Raw genomic sequence first — 20,172 nt, 5'->3', positions numbered from 1 at the left:
TACATATTCATAGGTACCATACCTGCATTGAGTGTTGGGTCTATATATGTTGATTAGCAGGAAAGCTTTTCATCTAAGTAGCTTATGATTTTCGATAATGGCTATAATTTGCTTACTTCGCAAGAAATGTTTTTTGCAAGCGGAAATTAATCCTCCATATGAATAAAATTAATAAACTTCTTGTCGCCAACCGAGGTGAAATAGCCCTTCGTGTCATGCGTACAGCCAAAGCAATGGGTATCTCCACAGTTGCCGTTTATTCTGAAGCGGACACCCATTCTCCTCACGTTAAATTTGCGGATGAGGCGGTATGCTTGGGGCCACCACCTTCCAATCAATCGTATTTGTTATCAGATAAAATTATCGAAGTGTGTAAGGAGTTGGGGGTAGATGCTGTTCATCCGGGCTATGGGTTTTTATCTGAAAATGCTTCATTTGCTAGGAAGGTCACGGAGGCTGGTATTATTTTCATAGGTCCTTCGCCTGCGGCTATTGAAGTGATGGGAAGCAAGTTGGCTGCTAAGCATGCGGTATCAGCGTATGGAATCCCGATGGTTCCTGGTACAGAAGATGCAATTTCGGATATTCCTGCTGCCAAGGTTAAAGCGGCAGCGATCGGTTATCCGATATTGATCAAAGCCTCGGCCGGTGGTGGAGGTAAAGGGATGCGGGTTGTAGAAGAGGAGGCTGAATTTGAAGAGCAGATGAATCGGGCTATTTCTGAAGCGCAGTCTGCTTTTGGTGATGGTGCTGTATTTATTGAAAAATACATTACTTCCCCCCGTCATATTGAGATTCAGGTGTTAGGAGACTTACATGGGAATGTAGTATACTTATTTGAGCGGGAGTGCAGTGTGCAGCGAAGACATCAGAAAGTCATAGAAGAGGCGCCTTCTGCGGTCGTATCTCCAGAGATGCGTCAGGCGATGGGTGAAGCTGCTGTGAAAGTTGCCCAGGCTTGTAATTACCATGGGGCAGGAACCGTAGAATTTATTGTAGATGAACAATTGAATTTTTATTTCCTAGAGATGAACACCCGCTTGCAGGTAGAGCATCCGGTAACTGAAATGATCACAGGAAAAGATCTGGTGCAAGAGCAAATACTCATCGCTGAGGGAAATCCCTTGCCATTCAAACAAGAAGATTTGAAAATCCATGGGCACTCCTTGGAAGTGCGGGTGTATGCCGAAGATCCGCGGAATAATTTCTTACCTGATATCGGTAGGTTGCAGACCTATATCCGTCCTACAGGTAAAGGTGTACGCGTAGACGATGGATTTGAGCAGGGGATGGATATTCCGATTTACTATGACCCTATGATTGCCAAGTTGATTGTGCATGCAGATGATCGGGATGCTGCGATTCAAAAAATGATTAAGGCCATCGATGAGTATTACATTACTGGGATTGAAACTACCCTTAGTTTTTGTCGCTTTGTTTTAAGTCATGAAGCATTTATCAGTGGTCAGTTTGACACCAAGTTTGTGGAGAAATATTTCACACCAGACAAGCTTGATATACAATGGACTGAGGAAGAGTTAAAACTTTTGGCAGTTTTGGGTGTTGAATTATACGATCGACACAAAAATAGACTGCAATTGAAAAGCGATGTCGGTGCGAATCGTACCAACTGGAAAAACAGGTTGATTTAATGGCGGAAATTTTACCAATTAAAGGCTGGAGATATCATGAAAAGCATAGAGACCAACTAGGGCAGTTGGTCTCTCCTCTTTTTGACGTAGTCTCCGAGAAGCAGCTAAAAGCACTTTACCAACATACGTTTAATAGTATTCATGTAACAGTCCCTTTAGGGGAACACCCTGCCCGATTGGCAGCAGATACCCTGAGACAATGGAAAGAGGACGCTGTGATTGTGCAAGATCAAATTCCTGGGATTTATGTGTATTATCAGTATTTCAAATTTCCAGGGCAGGAAGAAGAGTCCTGTCGGAAGGGTTTTATTGCACAGATCAAGGCATATGATTGGGATGAAGGGATTGTACTGAGGCATGAGAATACGATTGCCAAGTCCGTTGATGACCGTATAGAGCTTCTTAGGCAAACTGAGTTTCAAAGCAGTGCTACCCATGGATTGTATGAGGATCCTCTACATTTGTTGGAGCCACTGATGGATGAGGCTATACAGAATCCTATTGTCGATATGGAAGACTATCAGGGTGTGCGAGAGGTCTTGGCTGTCATCCATGATGTACCTACTATCCGGAGATTTCTGCAAGTGCTGTCAGATAAGTCGATCATCTTGGCTGATGGGCATCATCGGTATGAAGGAGCTATTCAATACCGAAAATCCCAAATCATTTCACATGCAGAGCATCAGGGTACGGAGGCGTACAATTACCACATGATGTATTTTACCAATGCATCTTCTAAGGATTTGAAGATACTTCCTACTCATCGCTTAATCCATGTGCCGGCCATGGATGAAGGAGCCATATTGGATCAGACATCCCAGTATTTTGATGTACGTGAGCTAGATGATGAGGAAGAAATTTATGAATTGATATTGCAGAAAAAGTGGGCTTTTGGGTTGGTTTTTCGAGAAAAGGCATTTAAAATAAAATTGAAAGAATCGGTTTATGAAGCTTGGGAGACGGATTTTCCGGAGACGATTAAAGCATTGGATTTAGTGGTATTGCATTATTTCTTTTTGGATCAAGTGCTTGGTATGCCATATGAAGAGCAGCGTTATTCGGGAAATATTCGATATGAGCGTAATCTGCATAAATGTTTTGCTACGGTGGCACAGGAACAAGATACATTGGCGCTGATCACCAAAGATGTACCTATGAAGCAAGTGTTGGAAGTGTGTAAAAGTGGCTACACGATGCCGCAAAAATCTACGTATTTTTATCCCAAAACCTTATCCGGATTGCTATTTGCTTCCGTTAAACAGGAGGAGTTCGAATTTCCTTACGAAGCTTACGGTCGATGATAGATTTAGCAGGTAAAAAAATAATTTTAGCTTCCCAGTCTCCTAGGAGAAAAGAGTTGTTGGCTAACTTAGATATTCCATTTGAGGTGCGTGTCAAGGGTACGGATGAGTCTTTTCCGTCGGAATTGCCTGTGGAAGATGTGGCGTATTTTTTGGCTAAGAAGAAAGCAATGGCTTTTATGGAGGAGTTGGAGGAAGATACCTTATTGATTACTGCGGATACGGTGGTGATTGTGCGAGGGAAGGTGTTGAATAAGCCTAGAAATCGGGAAGAAGCCTTGGAGATGTTGAGGCTTCTTTCGGGCACTAGTCATCAGGTGTGTACAGGTGTTGCATTTGCTTACCAAGGGAAGGTATATGCTGATATCGATGCTGCTCAAGTGTATTTCAGGACATTGGAACAAGCGGAGATGGAGTATTATGTAGATCGCTATCGTCCTTATGATAAAGCTGGCGCTTATGGGATTCAGGAGTGGATAGGGTATGTGGGGGTTGAAAAAATCGAAGGATCTTTTTACACGGTGATGGGTCTGCCGGTGCACTTGGTGTATAGGTGGGTGAGGAGATTGATTGTCTCTCACAGATAAAGGAGATTGAGCGGATTTAACGCGGATTTTTTATGATAGAGGGATAGTTTTTTTATGATTGATTTTGGATATTACATGTGTTGTGATCTATGTTTTTTCTTTGTGTCTTAGGGCCTTAGTGGTCTATTAAAATAAACGTTTAAGTTGGGGTTGAGGCTTTTATTTGGAGGGTGATGGGGTTATTTTTAGGATTGGGTAGTTTAAGTATAGGATTATCCGCAATTACACCAGCGTAAAAATAATGAATAGCGTATGGCGGATAATCGACCACTGTCAACGGTTTACAGTCAACAGAATCCTTGAAAACTAATGAATGTGAGCAATTGCGGAGCTACTGGAATGAATGCGGACAATCAGTTTAACTATTTGAGACGCTATGGAAAAAAGACCCCTTACATTGGAGATAGTTGGCCGAAAGTTGCTTTTGAGGATGCCAAAGAATGAGGTGGATATTCAATTTGTCCGGTCGATCATGTATTCTCGCTGGAACAAGGATGCATTTGTATGGGAGATTCCCCATTATCCGGGCAATTTAGAGAAGCTGAAGGGGTATTTTGGAGAGCGGTTGACAAGTATCACAGAGCGTCCAGTCATAGAAGTTCCACAGAAAGATGAGACAGTCTTATTGGATAAAAATCAAGTATTGATGATCAAGACAGCGAAAGCGCGGCTCCGCTTATATTTTGGATTTCATGCTGAGTTGATGAAAGTAGTTAAGAGCTTCCCTTACTATCAGTGGGATAGCAAGAGTAAGTCTTGGAGTATTCCCTATTCTGAGCAGTTTTTGGAGGAATTGAAAAAGAAAATAGTAGAGTTGGGTTTTTCATTGATTTACAGAGAAGAAGCAGCACCTGACAAGGTTCAGCGCAAGTCAAGTGCTGAGATACCTAATTACCGAAAGTGTCCAGAGGAATATATTCATAAGTTGGAGGAGCGTAGGTATAGTGAAGGGACTATCAAAGCATACGTTCCTTTATTTGAAGAGTTTTTGAATTATTTTGTTCATATCCCTTTGGAAGAATTAGGTGAGAAGGAAGTAATGGATTTTTCGAGATATTTGGTCAATGAGAGAAAAGTCTCATGTTCGTACCAAAACCAAGCCATCAATGCTATAAAGTTTTACTTTGAAAAGGTTAGAGGAGGGGAAAGAAAATATTACCATGTTGATAGACCGATTAGGGAAAAAATATTACCGGTAGTATTAAGTGAAGAAGAAATTTCAGCCATCATGAAGTCAATTAAAAACATCAAGCATAAGGCAATTTTACTAACCATTTATTCAGCAGGTTTACGAATTAGTGAATTGATAAATTTAAAGATAACTGATATAGATTCTCAACGGATGCAAATAAGGGTAGATCAGGCAAAGGGTAAAAAGGATAGATATACGCTATTATCAAAAAAAACGCTTGAAATTTTGCGTGTTTATATTAAAAATGAGAGACCACATTTTTATCTATTTGAAGGGCATGGAAGCTCAAAGGATCAGCCAGTAAAATATTCTTCCACAAGTATTTCTGCCATACTCAAAACTGCTTTAAAGAATTCTAAAATTTCTAAAAAAGCTACTGTTCATACTTTGCGTCATTCATTTGCAACACATTTGTTGGAGAGGGGAACAGATTTGAGATATATTCAAAGTTTATTGGGTCATGAGAGTCCAAAAACCACACAAATTTACACTCATGTTACAACTAAGGGGTTTGAGCAAATAATTAGTCCTCTAGATAACCTAGATATTTAATTTTTGAATATATTTAAAAAGTTATTTCCACTATAATAGAGGAAAGCGTCCTGAATTAGAATGCTTTCCTCTATAAAGGAAAGCAAAACGTTATGCAACAGACCAAGGAGCACCTTTTGAAAAGCGGACTGTTTAAAATGAAAAGATTGGGATTTTTATGAAGTTGGTTTAAAACAGAGAGTGAATGTTAAGAATTGAAGATTGTTTGGGAGGGGAAAAAAGTGAATTCGTCGCTTTTGATTTCTTGGTTTAGCAAGTATTGTTTGGGCTCGCAAAAAAGGGGGAAAACCTCAGTAGGGATCCTCAAATTGGTTTCAACAAGAAAAGATAAAAATGGTCTAAAGGATATTGGTTTCTGAAAGTGAGGCTTTTTTCAATCAAGGCAATTATGCCAGGTAAAAAAAGAAAAAGTTGAAACCCCGTTACCTACAAGATCAATGAACACTTTAGAATCTTTTCATTCAAAGAGATTTAAAAAAGTGAATTCGACGAAAACGAAAAAACTGAAGCTTCTGGCTAGGTGGAGTTTAAGGCAGGAGGCTGAGAAAGGGATAGACGAAAGGGGAGTTCGAATTCGGTTAGAGAGGAAATTTCAGCTCCGAAAACATGGTCCATTGCATAACATCACCTTGGATACAGCGGACAGTTTCGTTTAAAGAAGGAGATTCGTATATTGTTAACGATTGGAGTAGGCTGGAAGAGAGGTGTTCCGAACGTCCGCCGTCTCCAAGCTGAGGACCGTTAGCAGAAATAAAAAAAAAATGAACCCAAGAATATATATTAATTTGATTATTATACTTATTGCTGGCTGTAGAAGCACCAATTCGTATGAAAATGAAGAGGTTCTTTCATTGTCAGAGACTCTACCAAATGTATTTGAATCATTCCACTACTCAAATTATTGTTTGTGGGTTGAACTTGAGCTTATTGATTATTTTGATACAATACCCTTTGTTGAAAATAATAATTCAGCAAAAATAGCCTTTGAAAAAATAATTGAAGATAAATGTAAAATAACACATTATGCTGAATTTGATGGTAGGCTTATTTCACTACCTGATGTAATAAAAAAAAATAGTTGGATGATTAATATAAATGATACACGAGATATGTTGTATTTTGATTTAACGAGTACGACTACCTATAATTCTTTGAATGATAAATTTATTGGGTGTAATAATTTAAATTTTAATCAAAAGTATAAGATTTCTCCTATTGGTTTTGACTCAGAAGAAGAGGAAAGCTTTAAGTTTAGACCAGAAATAAGCAGAGTCAGTTTTAATGATTCGTTAACAAAAGGCTTTTATTTTTTAACTGTTTGGAAAGATGGTGATTTTCAACAAACAGGTACTTCTACTTTAGTATTAATTGAAAAAGAAAGAAACAATTGGGTAGTGAAAGAAATCAAATACTTTAGAAAAAATTAAATTCTGCTAACATCATCTTGGAATACAGCGGGCGGTTCCGAGTAACTAGGAAAATCAGTATCTTTAAGAAGTTAGGAGTAGGCTGGAAGAGAACGTCTCCGAATGCCCGCCGTCTCCAAGCTGAATCCCGTTGGCGAACATATGATGAAACCCATCTACATATTTTTGATTCTTATTATGGTTGCAAATCAATCAAAAGCGACCTCCCAAATTCGTGATGTCCTATTTTTTGGAATGGACACTTTAAATTTTTATGATTCTCCACTAGATAAGATTGAAGGAATAAGTGATAAAATCCTGAGGTTAAGGAAAGATGAATATGTAGTTTCTTCTGATTGTTGGAAAGGCTTTCGAGCAGAATGGAGAATAATTAACGGTGTTCTGTATTTATCCAACGTATTTGATTGCCATTCAGAAAAACAATTAAATCCATTGATAGAAGAAATATTAGGGATAAAATTTACCGATGGATTAATAAGAGCAGATTTTGTTGATGGAGATTATTGGGCAGGGAAAAACCAAGTTTATGAACAGTCATTTTATACTCCAATTTATAAACAGGAAATAAAATTTGCCATTAAAGAAGGAAGAGTTGTCAATTCAACAAAAACTGAGTCTTTTGAATGTGATTATTCAGATAAGGAAGATTTAAAGAATTTCATCTTAAAGAATTTTAATCCTAATGAAATAGAAGATTTGAAAGGGGAATCAATAAAAGTCTCAGTGAATGTTAAGTCAGATAAAACAGGAAGAATAAGGGAAGTGAAAATCGAAGACTCCACCCACTCCGAAACTAATGTGATTTTTAAAGAAGCAGTCATGAAATTGCCATGCCGTCCAGTTTATTTCAACAGAGGAGAGTTCTGGTATAATGAAGAATCAATTTACCTGTCCGTTAAAACGAGGGAATTAAATGAATACGTTCGCTAACATCACCTTGGAAGACAGCGGGCGGTTCAGAGTAAATAGAAAGTTTAGTATCTTTAAGAAGTTAGGAGTAGGCTGGAAGTGAACGGCTCCGAATGCCCGCCGTCTCCAAGCTGAATCCCGTTGGCGATAATTTGAAAAGATGAAACAATTCCTATTGTACGTTTTCTTGATATTCTCCTTTCAGTCCTTTTCGACCGACCTAAAAAGAATTGATAGCATTTTAGTGGCTAACGGTTACAGGACGAACATTGACAACTTGGCAAATGATAATTACTATCAAGCTTGGAAGTTAATTGGCGATAGACCTGTCTTGATTGAAATATTTGGAAAGAATCGGGTTAATCAGATTCGAGTAAGTCAAACCGTATGTCCAAGTTTAGATTCACTATCTGAACAGGAAGAAATCAGACAAAAAGAGGCAGCAAAAACCAAGATTATCCAAGAATTGCAATTGATTCTTTCTGACCGGTTGATCATTGAAGAACTTGAGAAGTTAAAAATTGAAAAGCGCTGGAGCGATTCAAAGGAGTACAACAGCAAGTGGACAATTAAGAATGAGCAAATAGAGCTTAGATACGACTTTCACAATGAGCACAAGTGTGATATATATTTTGATGGATTTTATGTGAACGTAACGATGCGATATCTTTGATATAAAACACTGACTGATAGCAATTGAAATAAAAACTATCGCCAACAGCGCATATAACTTATGGCGGGATTATCGTAAATTCGGGTTTTCACTTCTAATGGAGATTAACATTGAACGAAAGAATTTCGCTTCGAAAACCGCCACAAGCCATATGCGCAAAACGTTACCACCAATGCTAAAAGACAGCCAACGTATGACAAGAACAAAACAAATCGTATTAACAATCTTGACAGTTTCATTACTGACAGGTTGCGACTTCATTAAAAACACTTTTACTTATAAAGACAAGACGAAAGAGTTTGTTGAGACACTAATAAATGAAGATTACGACAAGGCAATTGACCAGTTTGCCATGGAACACGAAATGGCAAGGAACACTGACAAGGAAGCAATGAAAAATGGGCTTGCGGACTTTAGAGAACTTGTTGTAAAGAATTTCGGAACAGAGTTAAACTACTCATTAATGAAGTCTGAAAAGAAATTTTCAACTAACGAAGAAGAAAACACTCCTCCAAACACGACAGTTGCATTAATTGAATTTTCAAATGATAAAGAATTTGGTGTTTTTAATGTGCTTTTTGACGACAATTCAGGGAAGATACTCAACATAAACACTCTTGACGTAAAACAACCAATTCCTTCAATGACAATTTTTTGGTTATTTGGACTTCTTGCCATTTGTATTCCTATTTTCAATATTTATGTAATTAGACAAATAAAGCGTAGTGACTTAAAGAAGAAATGGTTGAAATATATTGCTGTGATTTTTTTAAATGTTCCAGCTATTACCTATGCGGCAGTAAACGGATTTTCATTTAGTCTTTTAAGCTTTCAAATACTTTTAGGTGTAAGTTTTGGATATATGGGCTTCCTTAACTCCTTTTGGACAATTGGGGTTCCGCTTGGCGGACTTTATTGGTTTTGGAAACTCAGACAACAGGAAAATGAAGGAGCAAAAACTGAAATGACGACTGAGCAAAAATTAGAAATAGAAACATCTGTTGACAATGACAAACCAACGAATGAATAAAAGCACTGGTGGTAACATCACCTTGGATACAGCGGGCGGTTCCGAGTAAATAGAAAGTTTAGTATCTTTAAGAAGTTAGGAGTAGGCTGGAAGAGAACGGCTCCGAATGCCCGCCGTCTCCAAGCTGAATCCCGTTGCCAAACATTTAAAACATAAACATGGAAACACTTAAGATGAGAATTTTAATTCAGCATGTTCAAGGTGCTGACATAGCTTACTTATACAACAGAGAAGCATTTGACCTTCTAATAATAGACAAACATGAATACGACAATTCGCAGTTTGTTGAAGTGGGAACAAAAATTGAATATGACGGAAGAAAATTTGAAGTTAAGTCAGTAAATCTCAAACTATATCCAGAGACCTATGAAATGAATCATGGGAAAGGCATCAATCTTTATTCGCCAACTGAACAAGCAGACTATAATTGTCAATTAGGAGTTTTCGTTGATAATCTAGATTAGTCTTTAACTTTTGAACTTCAATTTTGCAATTAATTCAAATGATAAAGTACTTATTCGGACATAGCATTGCAACTTTGCTCTTATTTATGGTATGGCTGACAAACTCAGGCAGACCAGGTGGTGAAGTCGGAATGAGTCCTTTTGTGCTCGCCATAATGCTTGCTTGCCAACTTGGAATAGGGATAGTTTTATCATTGATTTTCAGAAAAAAATTACGCAGTCGAAAAGACTTTGGAGTAGGCTTACTAGTATATCTCGTGATATTTGAATTAGTCTTCATTTTTTGGGGAGACAAACCTCCAATTTTTGAAATCTTTAATCCGACATATGAAAATGGGGTTGGAATTGCATTCTCCGTAAGTTCAATGATAGGCGGACTTGTAATATGGATTCTGATTAGAAAAAAAGAAAAAACGTTTGGCAACAATGGGTATAAAACATAGGGCGGCTAGTGGTTATCGTAAGTTTTCGGCACTTAGCCAGCTTTGTTTCGGGCGGACAGTGAAGTGCTTCGAAATGCCCTACGTTTCATACCCGAGACCGTTATGCAACAGACCAAGGAGCACCTTTTGAAAAGCGGACTGTTTAAAATGAAAAGATTGGGATTTTTATGAAGTTGGTTTAAAACAGAGAGTGAATGTTAAGAATTGAAGATTGTTTGGGAGGGGAAAAAAGTGAATTCGTCGCTTTTGATTTCTTGGTTTAGCAAGTATTGTTTGGGCTCGCAAAAAAGGGGGAAAACCTCAGTAGGGATCCTCAAATTGGTTTCAACAAGAAAAGATAAAAATGGTCTAAAGGATATTGGTTTCTGAAAGTGAGGCTTTTTTCAATCAAGGCAATTATGCCAGGTAAAAAAAGAAAAAGTTGAAACCCCGTTACCTACAAGATCAATGAACACTTTAGAATCTTTTCATTCAAAGAGATTTAAAAAAGTGAATTCGACGAAAACGAAAAAACTGAAGCTTCTGGCTAGGTGGAGTTTAAGGCAGGAGGCTGAGAAAGGGATAGACGAAAGGGGAGTTCGAATTCGGTTAGAGAGGAAATTTCAGCTCCGAAAACATGGTCCATTGCATAACATCACCTTGGATACAGCGGACAGTTTCGTTTAAAGAAGGAGATTCGTATATTGTTAACGATTGGAGTAGGCTGGAAGAGAGGTGTTCCGAACGTCCGCCGTCTCCAAGCTGAGGACCGTTGTGGTGCATGATAAAATGACCACCGATTTAAAAAATTCGTATCTTTAAGAAAGATTAAAAATATGGAAACTATTAGAGTTGATATATTGAATCCTAAGGCCAAAGCCCTTTTGAAAGATTTGGCAAATTTGGATTTGATAAGGATTAAGAAAGATAAATCTGAGAATGCTTTTTCTGAAGTATTGAAAAAATTCAGGAGTAAGTCAGATGAAGCCCCAAGTTTAGAAGAAATTACTAAAGAGGTTGAAGCAGTCCGCAAAGCCCGGTATGAAAAATAGAAGGGTAATTCTGGATACTAATCTGTGGATAAGTTTTTTGATCTCCAAAAGACAAAAGGAATTGGATATCCTTATTAAATCTGGGGCAGTAACACTGATTTTTTCGCAAGAATTGCTTGAGGAGTTTTTAATGGTTTCAGAAAGGCCCAAATTCAAAAGATTTTTTAAAAAATCAGATATCAAAGCACTTCTGAACCAAATTGAAACTTTTGGAGAATTAATAAGGGTGGAATCAAAAATCAATGAATGTAGGGATCCAAAAGATAATTTCTTATTGAGTCTTTCGGTTGATGGTAAAGCAGATTTCTTAGTAACAGGAGATTCTGACTTATTAGTATTAGGGAAGATAGAGAAGACAAAAATAGTTTCTTGGGCTGAATTCATTTCTCAAGAATAAAAATCACGACACCACAACATCACCTTGGATACAGCGGGCGGTTCAGAGTAAATAGAAAGTTTAGTATCTTTAAGAAGTTAGGAGTAGACTCGAAGATAACGTCTCCGAATGCCCGCCGTTTCCAAGCTGAATCCCGTTAGGCGTCATTGTATGAGACCACAGAACAGAATAAATAATCCAGAGAAAATTGACCGACTATTAATCGACAAGGATTTAAAGGACGGAAAACTTGTTATTGTTCAATTCTCTGACAAATTATATACTGACAAAATACTTGCCGAACTAAACGAACTTTGTTTAGAATATGACGATAATTTTAGCGTTCGCTTTTATGGTCATTATCAAGGTTCGTTCGACTGCAAAACACTTTTAAAATTACCGAACATTAAAGCCCTTTGGCTTGACTGTTTATTGAAAGTCGACAATTTGGAAGTCTTGACTGAATTGAAAAATTTGAGACGACTAAGTTTGGGTGTGTTCGAACTCAAAGAGACTGAAATTCTTCAAGCTAACAATCTTAAAAACCTCAAAGAGTTAATAATCGGTGAGACAAGAACAAAAGCACTTAATCTTCAACATTTAGAAAACTACAAAGATTTAAACTTCTTAATTATTAGTGGACATACGAAAAACATTGACGTTGTTGGCAAGCTGACAGAATTGGAATATTTGGGTTTAAATTCAATTTCGAAGGTGAAATTAGACTTTGTAAACAAACTCAAAAAACTTAAATCATTACACTTTGTATTAGGTGGACGAGAAAATTTAGATGAAATTGAAGAAAACGAAATTGAAACTCTTGAAATAATTAGGGTTAGAGCATTTAATAGTTTCAAAAACATTTCAAACTTCAAGAAACTGAAAAATCTCCTAATTGAAGACCAAATACAATTGACTGAGCTTCATTTCGACAAAGAGATTTTGTCCTTGACAGACTTTAAGTTAATCAACTGTAAAACCTTTAAATCATTAACAGGTCTTGAAAAATTAAGTGCACTTAATCAATTAAGAATTTCTAAGACAGACATAAATTTTGACGAGTTCATTAAACAAAAATTTCCAAAGTCACTTGACATTCTTGCTTTTTATACTGCAAAGACAAAAATTGACAAAGAAAACAAAGAAAGACTATTCAAAATTGGATATATAGATGGGCTCGAAAGAAAAACAACGAACGCCTAACATCACCTTGGATACAGCGGGCGGTTCAGTGTAAATATGAAAATAAGTATCTTTAAGAAGGTAGGAGTAAGCTGGAAGAATGCGGCTCCGAAAGCCCGCCGTCTCCAAGCTGAATCACGTTATATGGCATTTTAACAGACGACCGTGAGAAAGAAAAAAATACGTGGACATAAAAGAAGATGGAAGGAAATTGAAAGTTGGCGTCTTGACAATTTAGACCTCAATCTGACTGACTATTTGCTTAACGAAAGAGACCGTTACTATGCAAAAATTAGGGTTCACCCTTGGAGTGGACTTTCATTAACAAATAGTATGACTCCTGAACCAACACGAAAGACAAAACAAAAAATACTCAAAGGACTTTTGGACATTTACGAAGCTTGGAAAAGCCAACTCGACAAGCTTGGACAACCCTATTATTTAAAAATTTGGCTTTTCGAACCACGCTTTTCTCAATCACAGGTTGTGTGTGCAATTGGCGACAATGTTGACTTTTATGAAAACACATTCTTTAATCCAGAAAAGAGCAAAGTATTAAACGAAGACAATTATGGTGAATTACAAGGCAGACTTGAAAGCTTCATTTGGGAGTATCGTTTAGACGAAGACCATTATGACAACACAGAAGTTGGAGAACCCGAAATTTATGCTTCAAGACAAGATTATGAAGACATCAAAATATGGTTCGCAAAACTTTTAAAAAAGCCCCATCGGACAAGCAAGTTTAAAGAACCAATTGGAGACATAACAGAATCTTTTTCATTTAAACGTGGAGACATATGGCTTGGTGGACAGAAATAAAAACGCCCTATAACATATAAGGGCTAAACCGAAGTGTAGCGCAGCGGAATTTCGGAATTAGCCCCTGTTGACAGAAGTGTAGCGGGGTTGAGAGATGGTTTAGCTATGGGGATTAAAAGTTTGTAGTGGTTCCTGATGGTTAAAAAATCTGGTTTCTTATAGGAGGTTTTGATAGTAGTAATTGACTGCTATCTATTATTTTGAGCTTTTTGCTAAGTTGTTTACTGTTTTTTCAGCGTCTGAATGTCTTTTATCCAATGGTTTTCCTTTGCTTGTATGAGCTGTTTTTTAGGTTTTTACATGTGCTTTGAGTTTATTGTTGATGGTTGGCGGAGGTGCATTTGCGGCGAAGTAAACGATGGTGATGAGTGTCCCCTTGTGGCAGCAGGGGCAGATGGTGATGTTGTAATCTTCTTGGAAATAGAGTGGGTCTCCATGTTTTTCTTTTTGAACACATGCTGAGTTGATACCCTGTTCTTGCTGGAAGGCTCTGAGTTCTTCTTTTTTTCTTCTGGAGAGGAAACCATAGTGTCGGATTTTGACAAACATTGGAGGTAGGACGTGTAAGCAAAAGCGACGCAGAAACTCGCCAGCGTCGAGAGTCATGATTTTGGTGACGGCCCCGTGTGCGTAGTCTTTGTAGGAGAAGGATACTTTTCCGTTGTCGGTGGATTTTATCCAGTGGTTAGAGATGGCTACCCGATGGGTGTACCTACCGAGGTATTCGACAACAGCTGCGGGGTTTTGGAAAGGCCTCTTGGCGTAGACAACCCAGTTTTTGGAATAGAGGGTTTTTCTGAGTTGTGGAGTGATTGGAAGTTCAGCCTGTTTGGCAAAGCGGAGGAATTCTTGAAGGAACTTTCCCCGGTATACTGTAGCCATGGCTTTGATAGGGAATAGGAAATCTCCGCTAGATGCACATGTTTTCCATCGTTTTTGTTTGGTAAAGCCACCTCCAGGGACAATCATGTGTACATGTGGATGGAGCGTTAAGTTCTGCCCCCAAGTATGGAGAATGGAAACAGCTCCCATCTGTGCTCCGAGGTGTTTGGGGTCATGTCCAAAGGTGAAGAGGGTTTCTTTGCTGGCTTGGAATAAGATGTGGTAGAGTTGCTTGGGGAAGCGTAGGCAGAAAGTGTTGAGTTCCTCGGGGATGGTGAATACCAGATGGAAGTATGTGCAGTCGAGTAAGTCTTTCATGCGGGCCGCTATCCACTTTTCCCGTTCTGCATGTTGACACTTGGGACAGTGACGGTTACGGCAGGAGTTGTAAGCGAGGATTTCGTGTTTGCAGTCAGGGTTGTCACAGCGCTGAACATGTCCTCCGAGAGCAGCGGTTCGGCAGATGGACAGGGCATGGAGGGTTCGCTGATGGTGTTTGAGCGGATCATGGGATGCGCTGAAGGAATCACCGTAGAGGCGTATGATTTCGGCGAGTTCGTGAGCGGGTTTCATGGATGTCCGTGATAGTGGTATAGGGAGTCGAGCGGACTGTGTGCTGATTTTGGGGTAACCTGTGCGATGTGCAGGTAGACGATGGTAGTTCGGATGTCGCTGTGGCCTAGGAGTCGTTGGATGGAATGGATGTCGAGACCGTCTTCGAGCAGGTGGGTTGCGAAGCTGTGCCGGAGTGTATGCATGGAGACATTTTTGGTGATGTCTGTTTTGCTAACGGCTTCATTGATGATGTATTGGATGCTGCGTTCTCCGAGTACCTGCCCGGGAGTTTGCCCTTCAAAGAGATAGGTTTGTGGCTTGACTTCGGTGATATATTTTTTGAATCTATCTACGAGCAGATCTGCAAGGATGACATAGCGGTCCTTTCTGCCTTTTGCTTGCCGGATATGTATCTGTTTGCGCTGGAGATCTACATCGGTGATTTTAAGATGGCGAAGTTCATTCATCCGAAGCCCGGCTGCATAAGCAAAGGCGAGGAGGAAGCGGTGTTTGAGGAGTCTTGGGGCAGCAAAGATGTCCTTGCATTCCTGTTTGGAGAGGACTGTTGGAAGTGTTTGGGTATGTTTGATGGAAGGCATCTGTAGTGCCTGGTCGTTGAGACCAAAGAGTCTGTACCAGTACCTCAAGCCAAAGACGGTCTGTTTGAAGAAGCTTATGGAGAGGTTATCATGGACGGTAAGGCGATAGAGGTATGAGTTGACCTGATCGATGGGTACTTCATGTGGTAGTTTACCGAAGTGAAGTGCCAAATGGGCGATGTTCCGTCCGTAATTGTTGGCCATGCTTTTGGAGCATTGGTCGAGAACCATTCGTTCTTCGAACCAGGAGAATGCCTGTTTGAATCCCGGTACGACGACCTTAGCTTTTTGTACGGTAGTCGTGTAATTTTCTTTTTTGAAAGTCATGATAAGTGAATCTGGGTATACTGATGTATACGAAAAATCAGCTATCTTAGGGAAGGATTCAGAGTGGCAGGGCTAGCGAAGCTTTTGTTCAACAGGCGTTTGGCTCAATGGCGGATGAAGTGGTTAATTGAACATTCTACCTCGCATCAACTTTTGTGGTGTATTGACAGTTTTGTGCTCCGAAATCCGCCACTGCGCCAAGCGCCAAACCGTTAGCATACATACAATGAACAAAAGCAACATTTATAGCATCCTTTCATTCTTTTTGCTATTAATGGCAATTATCCAAGCTCCTCTATTTTATTATTACACCTTTGGAATGTTAGCAATCATAATTATTGCTCCCTATGTTGTTGTTGGATTTGGATTGACAATTTGGCTTCTTGTTGTAATGGTAAAAAAATCAGATCAGATAAAAAGAACACCCAAAATTATCCTTGGATTAACATTTTTAATTGGAAGCTTGACTTTGGTTTTAGGTGAATCGCTGATAGAAAAATTAGACTGGAGTATAAGAAAAAAAGAAAGAGAAGAGATAATTGAATTAATAAAAGAGGGCAAGATCCAACCAAATGGAAAATATAATAATGGAATAGCAAAATTAAGCAACTGGAATTTCCCTCCGATTTCTAATGGCGGAAATGAAATCTTAATTTATCAGTCAAGTGAAGGGTTTTTCACAGTTAAATTTTTCATTAATAGAGGATTTTTAGACCATTATTCAGCATTTGTATATTCAGAAGATCAAGATGAAATCAAAGAAATAGAAGAAAGAATATCTTATTCAAATGGATTACACAAAAACAAAAAAATAGATAAGAACTGGTTTAGAGTATCTTATTGAAAAAGGAAGACGTATGCTAACATCACCTTGGAAGACAGCGGGCGGTTCCCATTAAATTGAAAGTTTAGTATCTTTAAGAAGTTAGGAGTAGGCTGAAAGGGAACGGCTCTGAATGCCCGCCGTCTCCAAGCTGAATCACGTTATCTGTAACTATATGAAAAACAGCAGATTAAAAATATCGATTGAAAAACCTTGTAATAAGATAAACTGGACAAGTATGTCTGATTTTGAAAGAGGGAAATTTTGTTCAATCTGCTCCAAAAATGTTACGGATTTTTCTAAAATGACAGATGAAGAAATCGTCAATTATCTAAATGGAAGTGAAGAATCTATTTGTGCCAGGCTAAATCAAAGCCAAATGAATAGGATTTTGAATATAAACAAAGCCAATAAAATAAACCATTGGAATAAAATTGCAGCAACTCTGGCTTTAATGACATTAACAACGGTAAGTTATTCAAATACTAATGAAGATAATTACTTTAAAACAGAATTGAATATTAGGGATTTGCCTCATAATAAAGGAAATTTTTATACTCAAATAAGTTCAAGTGACAGTATTCCTAATATCATAAAAGGGAAAGTTGTTGAAGAAGGTTGGGATTATCCAGTTAAAACATTTGTAATTGTTAAGGGAACAAAAATTAAATCCGAAACAGACTCTTTGGGAAATTTTCAAATAGTAATTCCAAAAAAATATAAGAAAGAAGAAATAACACTTATAGTCAAATCTACTGGATTAGAAAATGACACTGAGTTAAATTTAAAAATTTCAGACCTACCAAAAAATGACATAGTAATTACTAAAAACCCGATGGTTATTGGAGAAGTAATTAGGATTAAATGGTGGCAATTTTGGAAATAAAGCAAAGTAAAGCTACAGATAACATTTAGCCCACTAGAGAAAAGTCCTCGAAAAAAAGCCCTGATAGGAGAAAAAATCTATCAGGGCTTTTTGCTAGTGGCTGTTGACTGACATTCGCAGGGTGAAGGTCTTGCTAGGTGGAATAGTAGGCTGGTTGGTGGATTTTAGGAAGCGGTTGTTTCTGTTTTTCGATGACTTTGGGAGTTTTTGCTTTGCTTTGGGCATGACTTCCCCCACCCAACACCTGGGGATTTGAATTTTCGGCATGTCTTGGACCCAACCCTTGATTTCTTGGATCCAGAAATTGGATCAAGAAGGTGCGGGATTTGGTTTAAGAGGTTTTGGCTTTCTTCCTGATTTGTCCCTAGTATCAAAGATGGTTTCCATTCTTCCATGTTCGCAGCAGGGACATTTGTGGATATCCCTGCCGTATTTTTCAAACATTCTGATCTGGAATGGGATGATGACTTTGAGTTTGGCCGGTTGCATATTGAGTGACGACCGTATCAGTGCCAACCGTTCAGTTTTTCCCTTTAGTCTCAGGTATCCGAAGTGGCGGATTTTGACAAACCTTTTTGGCAATATATGCTGCTCAAACCGTCGAAGGAATTCCTGATGGGTAAGCCACATCTGTTTTGTTTTGGAACCGTCTGAATAGTCTTTGTATTTGAACTTGATGTGTGTTGCGTTGACCTCAAGGATTCGGTGTCTGGTGATGGCAATCTTGTGTGTGTAACGTCCAAGATATTCCACTACCCTGTCAGGCGAACCGAAAGGAGCTTTGGCATAGACGTTCCATTTTTTGAACCTTATGGCTTTCAGTAAGCTGTTTTTATTTCCAATCCAGCCAATTGAGCTGTCTTTTTCCAACCCTTCCATGAAGATTGCTTTGAATATATTTGCCATACTTTTCTGTGGAAAAAGGAATCGGTTGTTTTTGCGTTTGGCATCTACCCATCTCTGTCCGTCATATCCTCCGGCACTGACGATGCAGTGGACGTGAGGGTGAAAACTAAGATCCTGTCCCCATGTGTGCAGTACCATTGTGATCCCCGGTTCGGCACCAAGGTATTCAGGCATCTTTGCATGCTTGAGCAGGGTTTGGGAAGCTGCCAGAAACAAAAGGTCGAATAGCTTAGCTCTGTTCCCCATGAATACTGGATTGAGTTCATGTGGCAGGGTAAAGACAATGTGATAATAGGCGGTAGGTAGGAGTTCGTCCATTCTACTCTCAATCCAGGCATCCCTTTTCATGCTTCCACAGTTGGGGCAGTGCCTGTTGCCGCAGGAATGGTATCTATGGGCGATGTTTCCACAATGCAGCTCATTGCACCTGCTGAGGTGATACCCTTTTGCGGCGGTATGACAGGCAGTAAGATCGGCAAAGACCGCTCTGCTGTAAGGATTGAAGTTGGAGATGGATTGATGCCTGAACAGGGACTGAAAAGAAACATCAGTTTCCATGACCGAGCAGGTCAAGAGGAGAGACGAGTTTATCCCTGCGCTGTTTGGTCAGGTGGAGATAGATCATGGTAGTCTCTATCTTGGAATGTCCAAGTAGCTGCTTGATGGTATGGATGTCCGTACCGGCATCCAAGAGGTGTGTAGCAAAGGAATGCCTGATAGAATGTGCAGAAAAACCATACTGTTCAAAGCCCGCCTGATTCATGGCCATGCGGATGGCATGCTGTATGGAGCGGTCGTTCATAGCTTTGCCTGGAGTTTGTCCTTCAAAGAGAAAGACTTTCGGCTTGTGTACCCTGTAATATGCTTCGAGTAGAGGAAGAACGGCAGCAGGAAGGATTGTAAACCTGTCCCTACTACCTTTACCAGCCACAATTTTGAGCTGCATGTCTGTCCGAGAAATATGTTTCATTTCAAGAAACGAAGTTCGCTCAGCCTGATCCCTGTTCCATAGAACAGAGCAATGATGGCTTTATGCTTTATATTGGTAGTAGATTGGATTACATGACTGATCTGCTCTTGGGTGAGAATCTCAGGAAGCCTGAACTCCTTTCGGGGATAGAGGGCGTGAGGCACTACGTAGGGCGAAGGCAAAATGTGTTTAAAAAAGAAGCTACAGCTTTGGGCTGTCATTCTACATTTATCTCTACCCACCGCATGTTCTTTTTTGATGTAGTTGATGTAGGAGGCGATGTGATCTTGGGTGAGCTGCTCAGGATTGAGATGATTGAAATAGGCAAAAATAAAGCGCATTTCGGCCATATAGTTGCGGATGGTCATGGGGGAATATGCTTTTGCTTCTAGGAAAGAAGCGAGTTTTAGCAAATACCCCTGAGCGGAATCATTGAGGGCTACGGTGCCCAGCGTGTTTTTTTTGAGTTTTCATGATGAAAGATTTTGATATAACTAAAAATAAGTAGAATTTAGGTAAATCGCTCACCCGTAGGGTGTCAGTTCAACATCACCTTGGATACAGCGGGCGGTTCAGAGTAAAT

At 39.1% G+C, this 20,172-nt stretch carries 22 protein-coding genes; 17 read left to right on the top strand and 5 right to left on the bottom strand.

The genetic code is table 11. The features are described 5' to 3' along the window. The first annotated feature begins 158 nt into the window (after positions 1-158). The 15 genes from IPZ59_RS18480 (at position 159) to IPZ59_RS18415 (ending at position 13,641) form a co-directional block, all read left to right on the top strand. Entirely contained in the window at positions 159-1,652 is a 1,494-nt protein-coding gene (locus IPZ59_RS18480) for an acetyl-CoA carboxylase biotin carboxylase subunit (RefSeq protein ID WP_236137518.1), read from the top strand. After that, a complete protein-coding gene (locus IPZ59_RS18475; RefSeq protein ID WP_236137517.1) occupies positions 1,652-2,953 on the top strand; it encodes a DUF1015 domain-containing protein in 1,302 nt (433 codons plus the stop codon). Before IPZ59_RS18480 ends, IPZ59_RS18475 begins: the two co-directional genes overlap by 1 nt. Then, positions 2,950-3,540 (top strand): Maf family nucleotide pyrophosphatase, encoded by a 591-nt coding sequence (locus tag IPZ59_RS18470; protein ID WP_236137516.1) that lies wholly within the window; start codon positions 2,950-2,952, stop codon positions 3,538-3,540. The genes IPZ59_RS18475 and IPZ59_RS18470 overlap by 4 nt, the downstream gene beginning before the upstream one ends. 309 nt (positions 3,541-3,849) lie before the next feature. Then, complete coding sequence (locus tag IPZ59_RS20290) at positions 3,850-3,984, top strand: hypothetical protein (RefSeq protein WP_262912232.1); 135 nt, start codon at positions 3,850-3,852, stop codon at positions 3,982-3,984. After that, positions 3,971-5,284 carry a tyrosine-type recombinase/integrase gene (locus IPZ59_RS18465; protein WP_236137515.1) on the top strand — a complete coding sequence of 438 codons (1,314 nt, stop codon included), beginning with the start codon at positions 3,971-3,973 and terminating at the stop codon, positions 5,282-5,284. Before IPZ59_RS20290 ends, IPZ59_RS18465 begins: the two co-directional genes overlap by 14 nt. Positions 5,285-6,045: 761 nt before the next feature. Further along, positions 6,046-6,711 carry a hypothetical protein gene (locus IPZ59_RS18460; RefSeq protein ID WP_236137500.1) on the top strand — a complete coding sequence of 222 codons (666 nt, stop codon included), beginning with the start codon at positions 6,046-6,048 and terminating at the stop codon, positions 6,709-6,711. Between the two features lie 141 nt (positions 6,712-6,852). Then, entirely contained in the window at positions 6,853-7,641 is a 789-nt protein-coding gene (locus IPZ59_RS18455; RefSeq protein WP_236137502.1) for a hypothetical protein, read from the top strand. Between the two features lie 139 nt (positions 7,642-7,780). Beyond that, complete coding sequence (locus IPZ59_RS18450) at positions 7,781-8,293, top strand: hypothetical protein (protein ID WP_236137514.1); 513 nt, start codon at positions 7,781-7,783, stop codon at positions 8,291-8,293. Between the two features lie 151 nt (positions 8,294-8,444). Then, entirely contained in the window at positions 8,445-9,323 is an 879-nt protein-coding gene (locus IPZ59_RS18445; protein WP_236137513.1) for a hypothetical protein, read from the top strand. 158 nt (positions 9,324-9,481) lie between these two features. Beyond that, entirely contained in the window at positions 9,482-9,787 is a 306-nt protein-coding gene (locus IPZ59_RS18440; RefSeq protein WP_236137512.1) for a hypothetical protein, read from the top strand. A 38-nt stretch (positions 9,788-9,825) separates the two neighbouring features. Further along, positions 9,826-10,230 carry a hypothetical protein gene (locus IPZ59_RS18435; RefSeq protein WP_236137511.1) on the top strand — a complete coding sequence of 135 codons (405 nt, stop codon included), beginning with the start codon at positions 9,826-9,828 and terminating at the stop codon, positions 10,228-10,230. Between the two features lie 815 nt (positions 10,231-11,045). After that, entirely contained in the window at positions 11,046-11,261 is a 216-nt protein-coding gene (locus IPZ59_RS18430; RefSeq protein WP_009034614.1) for a hypothetical protein, read from the top strand. Continuing rightward, on the top strand, positions 11,251-11,658 hold the full coding sequence (locus tag IPZ59_RS18425; RefSeq protein ID WP_236137510.1) for a putative toxin-antitoxin system toxin component, PIN family: 408 nt from the start codon (positions 11,251-11,253) through the stop codon (positions 11,656-11,658). Before IPZ59_RS18430 ends, IPZ59_RS18425 begins: the two co-directional genes overlap by 11 nt. 150 nt (positions 11,659-11,808) lie before the next feature. Next, entirely contained in the window at positions 11,809-12,840 is a 1,032-nt protein-coding gene (locus IPZ59_RS18420) for a hypothetical protein (protein ID WP_236137509.1), read from the top strand. A gap of 144 nt (positions 12,841-12,984) precedes the next feature. Next, the gene (locus IPZ59_RS18415) at positions 12,985-13,641 is read left to right on the top strand and encodes a hypothetical protein (protein WP_236137508.1); all 657 of its coding nucleotides are present in this window, start codon (positions 12,985-12,987) and stop codon (positions 13,639-13,641) included. 288 nt (positions 13,642-13,929) lie between these two features. Here the strand turns inward: IPZ59_RS18415 and IPZ59_RS18410 are convergent, their stop codons facing one another. Then, positions 13,930-15,096: an IS91 family transposase gene (locus IPZ59_RS18410; protein WP_236137507.1), complete on the bottom strand. Its 1,167-nt coding sequence runs from the start codon at positions 15,094-15,096 to the stop codon at positions 13,930-13,932. Beyond that, a complete protein-coding gene (locus IPZ59_RS18405; protein ID WP_236137506.1) occupies positions 15,093-16,004 on the bottom strand; it encodes a tyrosine-type recombinase/integrase in 912 nt (303 codons plus the stop codon). Before IPZ59_RS18405 ends, IPZ59_RS18410 begins: the two co-directional genes overlap by 4 nt. Positions 16,005-16,323: 319 nt before the next feature. Here IPZ59_RS18405 and IPZ59_RS18400 point away from each other — a divergent pair, with 319 nt between their 5' ends. Together IPZ59_RS18400 and IPZ59_RS18395 are read left to right on the top strand one after the other, a co-directional pair. Further along, positions 16,324-16,848, top strand: a complete 525-nt coding sequence (locus tag IPZ59_RS18400; RefSeq protein WP_236137505.1) for a hypothetical protein — start codon at positions 16,324-16,326, stop codon at positions 16,846-16,848. A gap of 154 nt (positions 16,849-17,002) precedes the next feature. Beyond that, entirely contained in the window at positions 17,003-17,713 is a 711-nt protein-coding gene (locus tag IPZ59_RS18395; RefSeq protein ID WP_236137504.1) for a hypothetical protein, read from the top strand. 309 nt (positions 17,714-18,022) lie between these two features. Here IPZ59_RS18395 and IPZ59_RS18390 read toward each other — a convergent pair whose 3' ends face one another. The 3 genes from IPZ59_RS18390 to IPZ59_RS18380 are packed head-to-tail and all read right to left on the bottom strand — an operon-like array spanning position 18,023 to position 20,002. Next, on the bottom strand, positions 18,023-19,177 hold the full coding sequence (locus IPZ59_RS18390; protein ID WP_236137503.1) for an IS91 family transposase: 1,155 nt from the start codon (positions 19,175-19,177) through the stop codon (positions 18,023-18,025). Continuing rightward, positions 19,167-19,589, bottom strand: a complete 423-nt coding sequence (locus tag IPZ59_RS18385; RefSeq protein WP_236137491.1) for a tyrosine-type recombinase/integrase — start codon at positions 19,587-19,589, stop codon at positions 19,167-19,169. Before IPZ59_RS18385 ends, IPZ59_RS18390 begins: the two co-directional genes overlap by 11 nt. Continuing rightward, complete coding sequence (locus IPZ59_RS18380) at positions 19,586-20,002, bottom strand: site-specific integrase (protein ID WP_262912231.1); 417 nt, start codon at positions 20,000-20,002, stop codon at positions 19,586-19,588. Before IPZ59_RS18380 ends, IPZ59_RS18385 begins: the two co-directional genes overlap by 4 nt. Positions 20,003-20,172 lie beyond the last annotated feature (170 nt).

It is taken from the genome of Mongoliitalea daihaiensis, from assembly GCF_021596945.1.
GTDB lineage: Bacteria > Bacteroidota > Bacteroidia > Cytophagales > Cyclobacteriaceae > Mongoliitalea > Mongoliitalea daihaiensis.
The sequence above is the reverse complement of the archived record's forward strand: the minus strand, read 5'-3'. Positions and strand labels throughout refer to the sequence as shown.